Genomic DNA, 11810 nt, shown 5'->3' on the forward strand with positions numbered 1-11810 from the left:
TATGATAAATGAACAGAAGAGAATATTTTTTGAATTAAAGGAGACGTTTATGCAAAAGTTTGAACAGGCTGTTTCTTATATTGAAAACGGTGAAGCAGAAAAAGGATTACAATTATTAAAAGAACAACTACGAGTTGCTAATGATGAAGAGAAGTATGATATCGCTCGTTACTATCATACACTTGGGTTTATGGATGAGGCGTTAGCAATTACTGAAGACTTACGCTTGCTATATCCGGAAGAAAGTGAATTTACGGTATTTTTAGCAGAATTATATATTGATTTAGATAAAGAAGATGAAGCGATTGAAGTGCTTCATGATATTCCAGAAAACGATGATTTATATGTTCAATCGTTATTACTTGTAGCGGATTTATTCCAAATGCAAGGTTTTGATGATGTAGCAGAACAAAAACTATTAAAGGCGAAAGAAATGATGCCAGACGAACCTGTTATTACGTTTGGGTTAGCAGAATTATATAGTAGTAAAGGTGAAGAGCAAAAGGCGATCACTTATTATGAATCGTTACTAGCAGAACATAAAGTTATGGGTGGTGTTGTCATTGCGCTTCGGCTAGCAGAAACTTTAAGTGCTATTGGAAACTGGGAAGAGGCAATCTCTTACTATGAAGCGGGGTTAGAAGAGCAAAAAGATATTCACTCATTATTTGGATATGCCTTCACATTATACCAAGGAGAAGAATATCAAAGAGCAATTGGTGCTTGGCAAGAATTAAAAGAATTAGATCCTGAATACGCATCGTTATACATGTATTTAGCGAAAAGCTATGAAAAAGAAGGCATGCTTCAAGAAAGCTATGAAACACTTCAAGAAGGAATTAAAGTAGATGAGCTGTCTGTTCCTTTCTATGTAGAATTAGCGAATATTGCGGCGAAATTAGGTAAAATAGCGGAGGCAGAAGAAGTGCTTCAAAAAGCGCTGGAGCTAGATCCGGGACATTTAGGCGCGATATTAAAATATGCGTATATTTTAAAAGAACAAGAGAAATACGAAGAGCTAATTGCAGTTGTAGAGCGTGCAATTGACAGTGGAGAACCAGATACACAACTACTTTGGGATCTTGCATTTGCAAAAAAACAATTAGAAATGTATTCGGATGCATTAAAACACTATGAAAGTGCATATACTTCTTTTAAGAATCATCCAGATTTCTTGGAAGAGTACGGTTATTTCTTATTAGAAGAAGGAATGCGAAAAGAGGCGAAAGAAGTATTTACGCAGTTAATACAACTAGACCCGACACAAATTCATATTGAAGAATTGTTATATAATTTAGAGGATTTTTCATAAGTTGGAAGGAAACTGAATACCGCTTCTTGAATCTAAAAAGAAAAGAGAAAGACAGAGGAGGGACTTAATCGCTATGAATACCCCTGTTTCTGTAAACGAGAAGAAGGATTTTGTAAAATGGTTTTTGAATAATTACCAACTGAAACAGCGTGAATGTGTATGGATTTTGAATTATTTAATGAGTCACGATCAATTAATGCATAAAGTCCACTTCGTAGAACATGCAAAATATTGTCCGCGTGGCTTAGTAATGTCAGCAAATTGTGTGAAAGACACACCGTTTCATTTTTTTAAACAAAATGTAATGACAACAGATGCAGAAAAATCGTTTCATGATATTCGTTTGAATCGAGATGAGGATATTTATATTCAGCTTAATTTTAAATCATCGTTCCAAAATGCAAACTATGTAGCTGTATTAGAAGAAAACCCATATTTGCCAAAGCATATTGAAGTGAATGAAAAAGATCGATTGCTTGCAGAACGATTTTTAGAAGAAAGTGTATTCTCATTTAGAAGAGAACGTCTTTTGAAACAAATTGATGAAGCTTTGGATAAGCAAGATAAGGAAGCATTTCATAGGTTAACAGCAGAGTTGAAAATTTTATAGAATTCATTTTGATTATGTAATCTTTACGAAATTCAGACTTTTTAAGAAAAACTACTTAATAATAGGTAGTTTTTCTTTTTTTACCTCTTTTAGTATGGTTTAATATATATAAAGTGAAAGTTCTGTTATTTCGAATGGAGGAGGGGAGAAAAGGTGAAATGGATTGTAAAAGATGTAGAACAGTTTGAGCAAGCGAGGGAGTATGTAGATACAGGGATTATACCCCTTTTGTCTATTTCGGCAGCAAAAGAGATGAAAATGGTTGTAGAGCAAGGTGAATTTATTGAGGCTTTGAGTATGGAGTTGGAAAGGGAGTATAAAGGAAGAGTGCTTTTACTGCCCGCATTTACGTATTTGGTAGAGAGCCAAAAGAATGAAAAAGACCGTTTGCAAGAATGGACAGATCATTTAAAAAGGCAAGGTTTTAAGCATATTGCCTATGTGACAAGTGACTTTTCATGGAAAGAAGATATGAGAGATGTGCAGGGTGATTTATTTTGGTTTCCATCGTTATCATTAGAGCAATTTAGTGACCAAGCGAAAAGGGAAGTTATTCGTGCACACATAAAAAATATTATGGAAATGTTGGAAGAAAGATGGATAAAATAATAATAAACAGAAAGTTCTTATTATTATGAGTAGTATGATATTGACCTATGCAAGAGGGTATTATATCATGATAGTGTCCTAGTTTTTATTTTTTATATAATTTTTTCACGAGGGGACAATTTCTGATAGAGGGGGGAAATTTTCGTGAGCGAGAAAGAACATCGTGTGTCAAGAAGACAGTTTTTAAATTACACACTTACAGGGGTAGGAGGCTTTATGGCGGCGGGTATTTTAATGCCGATGACGAGGTTTGCGCTTGATCCGGTGTTAAGAAAAGAAGTGGGAACAGATATGGTTGCTGTTGGACAAGTAAAGGATATTACAACAGAGCCGAAGCGCTTCGATTTTAAGGTGAAGCAGGTTGACGGATGGTACAAGTCTGAAGAGCCAAAATCTGCTTGGGTGCATAAAGATGAAAGCGGAGACATTGTTGCATTTTCTCCAGTATGTAAACATTTAGGTTGCACAGTGAACTGGAATTCGGACAAAGCACATCCTAATCAATTCTTTTGCCCATGTCACGGGGGACGTTACACAAAAGATGGGATGAACATTAAAGGCACACCGCCTCTTGCTCCGCTTGATGTGTACGAGTCTAAAGTGAAAGATGGAACGCTGTATTTAGGAAAAGCGAAGCCAAGAGGGGGTGCAAAGTAGATGTTAAATAAAATTTATGATTGGGTGGACGAACGTTTAGATATTACACCGATATGGCGTGATATCGCTGATCATGAAGTACCTGAGCATGTTAACCCGGCACATCACTTTTCTGCATTCGTCTATTGCTTTGGAGGACTTACCTTTTTCGTTACAGTAATTCAAATTTTGTCCGGAATGTTTTTGACGATGTATTATGTGCCGGATATTAAAAATGCTTGGGAGTCGGTTTATTATTTACAAAATGAAGTAGCTTACGGGCAAATTGTTCGTGGTATGCATCACTGGGGTGCTAGTCTCGTAATTGTAATGATGTTTTTACATACACTCAGAGTTTTCTTCCAAGGTGCGTATAAAAAGCCTCGTGAGTTAAACTGGATTGTTGGTGTTCTTATTTTCTTTGTTATGTTAGGTCTTGGTTTTACCGGATATTTATTACCGTGGGATATGAAAGCGTTATTTGCTACGAAAGTAGGGATTCAAATTGCAGAGCAAACGCCGCTCATTGGTCCTTATATTAAAACATTACTCGCTGGTCATTCCGAAATCGTTGGCGCTCAAACATTAACTCGCTTCTTTGCTATTCACGTCTTCTTCTTACCAGCAGCACTTCTAGGTTTAATGGCCTTCCACTTCATCATGATTCGCAAACAAGGTATTTCCGGTCCGCTATAAGAGATTGCTAAATTAAAGGGGAAAGAACAAAAGGAGGGAGATTATGCATCGCGGCAAAGGGATGAAGTTTGTAGGAGATTCTCGGGTACCAGTAGCCCGGAAACCAAATATTCCAAAAGATTATTCTGAATATCCAGGGAAAACAGAAGCGTTTTGGCCGAATTTCTTGTTAAAAGAATGGATGGTTGGTGCAGTTTTTTTAGTCGGTTATTTATGTTTAACAGTGGCGCATCCGTCACCGCTTGAGAGAATGGCGGATCCTACAGATGCAGGATATATACCACTTCCAGATTGGTATTTCTTATTCTTGTATCAGTTATTAAAGTATTCGTATGCTTCAGGCTCATTTACTGTAATTGGTGCGTTTATTATGCCGGGGATTGCGTTTGGAGCGTTACTATTAGCTCCGTTTCTAGATCGAGGCCCAGAAAGAGCACCATTGAAGCGTCCTGTAGCAACGGGGTTTATGCTTTTAGCAATTGCATCGATTATTTTTTTAACTTGGGAATCTGTAGCACACCACGATTGGGAAGCTGCAAAAAAACAAGGAGCAATTGTAAAAACAGCACCAGTTGATAAAAATGATGACGGCTACAAGTTGATGCAAAAAAATACTTGTTTAACATGTCATGGTGACAATTTACAGGGCGGAGCGGCAGCACCGGCTTTGCAAAACTTAACTTTAAAACCAGAAGAAATCGCTAAAATTGCGAAAGATGGAAAAGGTTCAATGCCTAAAGGTGTATTTAAAGGTACAGATGAGGAACTGAAAAAGCTTTCGGAATTCGTTGCAAAGTATAATAAAAAATAATAGAAAAGCTGACTACAAAATCTGTGGTCAGCTTTTTATTTTGCGTGCCCAGCTAAGCTGGGCACTGTTTGATGGTGAAAGGTTTAAATAGAATTCTACAAGGATTCAAAAATTATTATAGCCTATCTTCAATTGGACAGAAGTGGCTCGGTAAAATAGATTGGTACGTCTTAGAACGGCTTAACCTTTTCTGGAATAAGAAAAGAAATGTTCGAAAGAAACATGGTCGTATCAAGGACTTGATGAAGAAAATAACATACACACTCGTGAAAGTAGGAAGCTAGAACAAACTGAAAGCTAAAGAAGGAAGAGCATCGGAAAGCCGTATGAGGGAAAACCTCACGTACGGTTTGATGAGGGGAAGCTGAAACAGAAAAGGGATAGCAAAGCCATCCCTAAAGAAAATTTAATCTGTTTCAGTTTTCTACTCTACGATGACGGAAAGTTTGCTATATAATAGAGTAGAGTTCGATGAAAGAATTACTTTGTTTGAAAGGTGTTGGACATACAGATTGGCTTACTTGTATGCAATGTTAAGGCAACGTTCGGTACTATTATTTTTATTGGTTGTTAACATATTAGGTACAATTTACGGATTCATATGGTATGGAAATCAATTAAAAGAAACCTCACCTATATTTTGGCCGTTTGTACCAGATAGCCCTATGGCGACTCTCTTTTTTGTCTTTGTTTTAATTGCTTTCTTGATGAAGAAGAACTGGGGGTTAATAGAAGCGCTAGCGATAGTTACTTTAATAAAATATGGTGTTTGGGCTGTTGTTGTAAATGCAATTATGATTTATGTAAAAGGCCCTATTGGCCTTATGGGATATATGTTAATGTTATCTCATTTTGCGATGGCAGTGCAGGGAATGTTATATGCTCCGTTTTATCGGATAAAAAAATGGCACTTCACTGTAGCTGGCATATGGACATTACATAATGATGCAATTGATTATTTATTTTGGCAAATGCCGAGATATGGGATTATGCATTTATTTGTAGAGAAAATTGGTTATTTTACGTTTTGGTTAAGTATTGCTGTACTGTGTATTACATATTATTATTGCTTACGTGAGAACCGAAAACAGTTTTCTTTATGATGGTGAGGACATTTAGGGGGAGAAAATGAAGAAAAATAAGAGCGGTATAAACATATTGGATCGATTGATCACTTTAGTAGTTTCCTATAGCATAGCATTTTCTGTTTTCGCTCTCGCGACAACGGTAGTTGTATATGGAAAATGGTTGTATTATTTTGAAATTGATTTTTTAAATATTCCAGATTTAGCGGATATGACGAAAGATGAAATTAAGAGAAACTATGATGTGCTTATTACATATTTATCGCCGTTTTATGAAGGTGCATTACAATTGCCGACATTAGATATGTCCACAAATGGACGCATTCATTTTGTAGATGTTAAAAATATTTTAGTAAAGATTCAATATATAATGTATGGAACGATTGTAATTGCTGTATTAGGAGGAGCGTATTTATTAAAAAAGAAAAAAGAAAAGTTTTTACTTCACGGAGCGATTCTTACAATTATTTTTCCAATAGCTCTTACGTTACCAATTGCTATTAATTTTGAAAAGAGTTTCGTATTATTTCATAAGCTTTTATTTAGCAATGATTATTGGATGTTTGATATTGAAACAGATCCGGTTATTTTAATGTTACCGGAAGAATTCTTTATGCATGCTGCATGTATTATTTTATTATTGATTTTAGGTGGTAGCATGCTTTGTTATGGTGTGTATAAATATTTAGTGAAAAAGAAAAGGGTTTCAAAGAAAAAATTCTCTGTTTAAAGAGAATTTTTTTGTTTTCATAGAGATAATATATTTTTTGGTTTTGTTCTGTTCTATTCTTGTCCAATTCCACATATTTTGTACTAGTAGTTATAGGGGGGACCGGGATGAAGAGAACATTAATTGGACTGATAGCATTTCTAATTATAATGTTTCCAGTACGTATATATGCTGAAGAGTGGAGTGAACTAACTGGATTGCTAGATGACTCTTTGCAGTTAGTGAAGAAAAAAGAAGATAAAAAGGCAATACAAGTACTGTACCATTTCTCAGAGCAATTTCTATCAAAGGAGAATGAAAATAATTCAAAAGTAACTCCGGGACAAATTAGAGTCGTTTCTTTAGCATACGATAAGGCGAAACAATCTCTCGCGGAAGATTCAGATAGGCAAGTTAAAGTGGATAATATGTTAGCGTTACAACTTGCTGTTGATGCACAAGTATCTAAATATCAGCCACTTTGGATGGAAAGAGAAAGAAAGATAATGAATGCTTTTTCTCAAGTAGAAAAGGCGATGGAAAAAGAAGATGATGGACAGTTCCAACAGACGCTAAATACATTTTTAAATGAATTTAATATTATTTATCCTAGTTTAATGATTGCTCTGCCAGAAAACGAAGCGCAGCGTGTAAATGCACATTTATCTTATTTGGATGAATTTCGTAACGTTATGTTAAAAACGAAAGGTGGACAAATGCAACTAGGGATTATTAAAGGTGATTTGCAAAAAATATTTCATACAGTAAAAAAAGATGAGATTGCTCCCTCTCTCATTTGGTTTATGACAATTACTGGAGGACTTATTTTGTTCACTTTAACGTATGTTGGATGGAGAAAGTATAAAGGGGAGAGAGAGAAGCGGAGAAGCAACTTGCATTCTAAAGATAGATAATACGCATAAATAAAGATACGGATTGTAAGGTTTATTTATTGACAACGGTGGAAGAAAAAAATAGAATGAGAAGTACTATAATTAAAACTTCAATGGAGGTTTATGATGTTTTATTTAATTTACTTCGCGATCATTTTGATCATACCGTTGTATGCACAGTCAAAAGTACGTAGTGCCTATAGCAAGTATTCACAAGTTTATTCAACATCAGGTATGACAGGAGCGGAAGTGGCTCGGAAAATTTTAGATGAAAATGGATTGTACAATGTAGCCGTAGAAGAAACGCCAGGTCATTTGTCAGATCATTATGACCCGCGTGTAAAGACGGTTAGATTATCGACAGATAACTATTATGGTCATTCAGTTGCTGGTACAGCTGTAGCAGCACATGAAGTAGGACACGCAATTCAAGATGCGAAAGATTATAACTTTATGCGTGTACGCCATTCGTTAGTGCCAGTTGCTAATTTTGGTTCAAACATGTCATGGGTTTTTGTCCTAATTGGTGTATTTGCACAAATGTCTGGTTTGTTGTTACTAGGAATTATTTTAATGGCAGCAGGTGTTATTTTCCAACTTGTTACATTACCAGTTGAGTTTGATGCATCAAAACGCGCAATGCAACAAATTGAAGCACTTGGTATCGTATCAACAGATGAGTACGGTCAAGCTCGTAAAGTATTAAATGCGGCAGCATTAACATATGTAGCAGCAGCTGCTGTAGCAGTATTTGAATTATTACGTCTCGTATTAATTTATACTGGTATGCAGCGTAGCGACGATTAAAGACTATCAATTTTGATAGTCTTTTTTTTGTTTTGTGGATTGAATCTTATAATATGTTACAAATGGAAATAATAGAGAGAATATGGGGTATAGAACTAGTTAAAATAAAGATAAGTATGGAATGATGAAAGAAGGTGACGGACATAGAATATCCATATCATTTAGTTAAACAAGTGAAGGAGCGTAGTGCTATATACCAATTAGAAGGTTTTTTAAGTGGACAGGGCCCTAAAAACCCGAAATTAATGCTTGTTGGAGAAGCACCTGGTGAAACAGAAATTCATAATGGGATTCCATTTAGTGGGAGAGCGGGAAAACATTTAATGGAATTTTTAGAACGTATTCACGTTACAAGGGAAGAAGTATATATTACGAGTGCGGTCCGGAGTAGACCTTATAAATGGAGAGAGAAAAGGGAACGAAATGGCGAAATAATACAGAAGAAGTACAATAGAACACCGAATCAAGGTGAGATACTTGCCCATGCACCTTTGCTAGATTATGAACTGGAATTTATACAGCAGCCGGTTATTGTCACACTTGGTAATATTGCATTACAGCGTTTAGTTGGTAAAAATAATAAAATTACGGATGTTCATGGAGAATTGTTAAAGCAACCTGTGCAGCGATTGAAAGATAGCAGCAGTACAGAATTTATTTGGTCAGAAAAAGAATATCATATTTTTCCGACCTTTCATCCAGCTTCTATTTTCTATAATCGGAGTTTGTTGGAGCTTATTTATGAGGATTTGGAGAAACTTAAAAGATTTATAATAAAAAACTAGAAAAGCTACAGAGCTTTTCTAGCTGAATTTAATTATGTAACGGTTTTTTATTTTCATCTAATGTAAATCCTTCACCAACAACATCGTGTACATCACTTACAGCGACAAAGGCATGTGGATCTACTGAAATAATGATATTTTTTAATTTTACGATTTCATTTTTAGCAACAACACAATATAGTACATTACGTTCTATTTTTGTATAGGATCCAACTGCTTTTAAAAAGGTTGCTCCGCGCTCCATTTCTGATAAAATTTTTGAAGCAATTTCATCGTTTTTATCAGAAATAATAGTTGCTCCTTTTGCTGCATAAGCACCTTCTTGCATGAAATCAATAACCTTGGCCCCGATAAAAACAGCAACTAACGTATACATGCCCTCGCGATATGATAAATATGTAAGAATAGAGATAATGATAACGACCGCATCAAACATAAACATCGTTTTTCCCATACTCCAGCCAACATATTTGTGAGCTAGCCTTGCGATAATATCAACACCGCCAGTAGTCCCGCCGTATTTGAATATAATTCCAAGTCCTATGCCGATAAATGCCCCAGCGAATAAAGCAGCCAGTGTCATATCATTTTGCAAGTTTAAATGTAAGTTGAGAACCTCGTAGCGCTGAAACACCCAAAGGAATAAAGAGACGCTAAATGTACCGATTAATGTGTATAAAAATGTTGTTCGGCCGAGTAATTTCCAGCCAATGAAAAATAGAGGGACGTTTAAAATTAAGTTTGTATAGGAAGGATCAAGTGAAAATTTAAAATATAATAATAGCGTAATGCCGGTAAATCCACCCTCTGCAAGATGATTTTCAATATTGATATTCACAATACCGAAAGAAAAAATAGCGGAACCGATTAAAATAAAAATGATATTTCGAATCTTCAAATTTGATGTCATTTAGAAATCCCCCTAATTATGTAATGATTGCATTGTTCCTCTTAAACGATAGAACATAATAATAAGTTATTTCTAGTTGATAGTAAAAATAGAGAATGGTATAAGAGCTTAATTAGTTCAGCCTGATATTGTGCGGAAAAAATGCAAAAGAAAGTTTCACTTTATCCCGTCCCAACGGCTGGTAGAGGGAAAAGCGAAGAAGAAAAGGTCGAACCAGCCGCAGGGACCCGATTGGTTCAGGCTGATCTTTTGTAAAAATCACGCAAAAGAAGTTTCACTTTATTATAGTCTATCCTAAAAAGAGTCGTAAATAGTGATATGAGGGAATAATATTTGTCAAATCGCGATGAATTGGCTAACATGAAAGAGGAAGGAATAAGAGGTGACTAGTATGGAAGCAAAAACGATGAAAGATATGCAGAAAGAAGTAGATGCATATATCGGTCAATTTAAAGAAGGTTATTTTAGTCCGCTTGCAATGATGGCTCGTTTAACTGAAGAAATGGGAGAGCTTGCAAGAGAGGTTAATCATTATTATGGTGAGAAACCAAAGAAAACGACTGAGAAAGAACGAAGTGTTGAGGAAGAGCTTGGAGATGTTTTATTTGTTATGATTTGTATGGCAAATAGTTTAAATATTGATTTAGAAACAGCGCATAACATTGTAATGAATAAATTTAATACACGTGATAAAGATCGTTGGACACGTATTGATGAGGGAGAGAAAGACGCATGAAAGAAATTAAAGTAATTATCGCTGGACCACGAGGACGCATGGGATATGAAGCAGTCCTTCTTATGGAAAGAACAGCGCATTTCAATTTAGTAGCAGCAATTGATTATAAGCATGGCGGAGAAAAAATTTCTGATTTACCGGGAATGCCAGCGCTAGATGCACCTATTTACGCGGATTTACATACTTGTTTAGATGAAGTAGAAGCAGATGTATTGTTAGATTTAACAACACCAGAAATTGGAAAGAAACATGTGACACTTGCAGTTGAACGTGGACTTAGATCAGTTATTGGTACAACTGGATTTACTGAAGAAGAACTAAAGCAATTAACAGAAAATGCAAAAGAAAAAGAAGTAGGAACAATTATCGCTCCAAATTTTGCGATTGGTGCAGTTCTTATGATGAAGTTCTCTCAAATGGCAGCGAAGTACTTCCAAGATGTTGAAGTAATTGAATTACACCATAATCAAAAATTAGACGCACCATCTGGTACAGCTGTAAAAACAGTAGAATTAATCCGTCAAAATCGTGTACCAAAAGAGCAAGGGCACCCTAATGAAACGGAACAATTAGAAGGGGCACGTGGTGCAAATGTAGACGGTATTCACATTCATAGCGTACGTCTACCAGGGCTTATTGCACACCAAGAAGTAATGTTCGGCGGAGATGGACAAATGTTAACAGTTCGTCATGATTCATTCAACCGTGCATCATTTATGTCAGGTGTAAAACTATCAATTGAAACAGTAATGAACCTTGATCATCTTGTGTACGGTTTAGAAAATATTATCGACTAAAGGGGAGACAACGGATGAAAATTGCCTTAATCGCACATGACAAAAAGAAAGATGATATGGTTTCGTTCGCATACGCATATAAACCAATTTTTGAAAAACATGAACTTTTTGCAACAGGAACGACAGGACTTCGTATTATGGAGGCAACTGGTTTAGTTGTAACAAGATATCAATCCGGTCCTCTTGGTGGCGATCAAGAAATTGGTGCAATGATTGCAAAAAATGAGATGGATATGGTGATTTTTTTCCGGGATCCACTAACAGCCCAGCCGCATGAACCAGATGTTAATGCGTTACTTCGTTTATGTGATGTATACGCCATCCCATTAGCAACAAATATGGCAAGTGCTGAAATGCTAATGCATGCATTAGAGCGGGGAGATTTAGATTACCGAAAGTTAAGAAAATGAGGGG

15 protein-coding genes are annotated in these 11810 nt (G+C 35.9%); 14 read left to right on the forward strand and 1 reads right to left on the reverse strand.

Going from position 1 to position 11810, the window contains the following annotated elements:
- The first annotated feature begins 49 nt into the window (after positions 1-49).
- The 11 genes from MKY90_RS07745 (at position 50) to MKY90_RS07795 (ending at position 8953) form a co-directional block, all read left to right on the forward strand.
- The gene (locus MKY90_RS07745) at positions 50-1312 is read left to right on the forward strand and encodes a tetratricopeptide repeat protein (protein ID WP_002086616.1); all 1263 of its coding nucleotides are present in this window, start codon (positions 50-52) and stop codon (positions 1310-1312) included.
- Between the two features lie 73 nt (positions 1313-1385).
- Positions 1386-1922 (forward strand): ReoY family proteolytic degradation factor, encoded by a 537-nt coding sequence (locus tag MKY90_RS07750; RefSeq protein WP_002086615.1) that lies wholly within the window; start codon positions 1386-1388, stop codon positions 1920-1922.
- Positions 1923-2075: 153 nt separating this feature from the next.
- Complete coding sequence (locus tag MKY90_RS07755; RefSeq protein ID WP_002030770.1) at positions 2076-2531, forward strand: YpiF family protein; 456 nt, start codon at positions 2076-2078, stop codon at positions 2529-2531.
- A gap of 144 nt (positions 2532-2675) precedes the next feature.
- A complete protein-coding gene (qcrA, locus tag MKY90_RS07760; protein ID WP_002030772.1) occupies positions 2676-3188 on the forward strand; it encodes a menaquinol-cytochrome c reductase iron-sulfur subunit in 513 nt (170 codons plus the stop codon).
- A complete protein-coding gene (gene qcrB / locus MKY90_RS07765) occupies positions 3189-3863 on the forward strand; it encodes a menaquinol-cytochrome c reductase cytochrome b subunit (RefSeq protein ID WP_000932700.1) in 675 nt (224 codons plus the stop codon).
- A 43-nt stretch (positions 3864-3906) separates the two neighbouring features.
- The gene (gene qcrC / locus MKY90_RS07770) at positions 3907-4674 is read left to right on the forward strand and encodes a menaquinol-cytochrome c reductase cytochrome b/c subunit (protein WP_002011836.1); all 768 of its coding nucleotides are present in this window, start codon (positions 3907-3909) and stop codon (positions 4672-4674) included.
- A gap of 512 nt (positions 4675-5186) precedes the next feature.
- Positions 5187-5777 carry a DUF1405 domain-containing protein gene (locus MKY90_RS07775; RefSeq protein ID WP_002086612.1) on the forward strand — a complete coding sequence of 197 codons (591 nt, stop codon included), beginning with the start codon at positions 5187-5189 and terminating at the stop codon, positions 5775-5777.
- 25 nt (positions 5778-5802) lie between these two features.
- On the forward strand, positions 5803-6489 hold the full coding sequence (lit, locus tag MKY90_RS07780) for a lipoprotein intramolecular transacylase Lit (protein ID WP_002064533.1): 687 nt from the start codon (positions 5803-5805) through the stop codon (positions 6487-6489).
- Between the two features lie 107 nt (positions 6490-6596).
- Positions 6597-7382, forward strand: coding sequence for a sporulation protein YpjB (ypjB, locus tag MKY90_RS07785; protein ID WP_002188994.1), 786 nt, complete (start codon positions 6597-6599; stop codon positions 7380-7382).
- Positions 7383-7487: 105 nt separating this feature from the next.
- Complete coding sequence (locus MKY90_RS07790) at positions 7488-8168, forward strand: zinc metallopeptidase (protein ID WP_002086606.1); 681 nt, start codon at positions 7488-7490, stop codon at positions 8166-8168.
- A gap of 134 nt (positions 8169-8302) precedes the next feature.
- The gene (locus MKY90_RS07795) at positions 8303-8953 is read left to right on the forward strand and encodes a uracil-DNA glycosylase (RefSeq protein WP_002188995.1); all 651 of its coding nucleotides are present in this window, start codon (positions 8303-8305) and stop codon (positions 8951-8953) included.
- A 28-nt stretch (positions 8954-8981) separates the two neighbouring features.
- Here the strand turns inward: MKY90_RS07795 and MKY90_RS07800 are convergent, their stop codons facing one another.
- Positions 8982-9863 carry a YitT family protein gene (locus MKY90_RS07800; protein WP_002011845.1) on the reverse strand — a complete coding sequence of 294 codons (882 nt, stop codon included), beginning with the start codon at positions 9861-9863 and terminating at the stop codon, positions 8982-8984.
- Positions 9864-10254: 391 nt separating this feature from the next.
- Here MKY90_RS07800 and MKY90_RS07805 point away from each other — a divergent pair, with 391 nt between their 5' ends.
- The 3 genes from MKY90_RS07805 to mgsA are packed head-to-tail and all read left to right on the forward strand — an operon-like array spanning position 10255 to position 11806.
- Positions 10255-10599, forward strand: a complete 345-nt coding sequence (locus tag MKY90_RS07805; RefSeq protein ID WP_002011846.1) for a nucleotide pyrophosphohydrolase — start codon at positions 10255-10257, stop codon at positions 10597-10599.
- Entirely contained in the window at positions 10596-11396 is an 801-nt protein-coding gene (gene dapB / locus MKY90_RS07810; protein ID WP_341090951.1) for a dihydrodipicolinate reductase, read from the forward strand. The genes MKY90_RS07805 and dapB overlap by 4 nt, the downstream gene beginning before the upstream one ends.
- 14 nt (positions 11397-11410) lie before the next feature.
- Positions 11411-11806, forward strand: coding sequence for a methylglyoxal synthase (gene mgsA / locus MKY90_RS07815; protein WP_000684753.1), 396 nt, complete (start codon positions 11411-11413; stop codon positions 11804-11806).
- Positions 11807-11810: the final 4 nt, after the last annotated feature.

This window comes from Bacillus sp. FSL P2-0099 (genome assembly GCF_038007445.1).
GTDB classification, from domain to species: Bacteria; Bacillota; Bacilli; order Bacillales; family Bacillaceae_G; genus Bacillus_A; species Bacillus_A mycoides.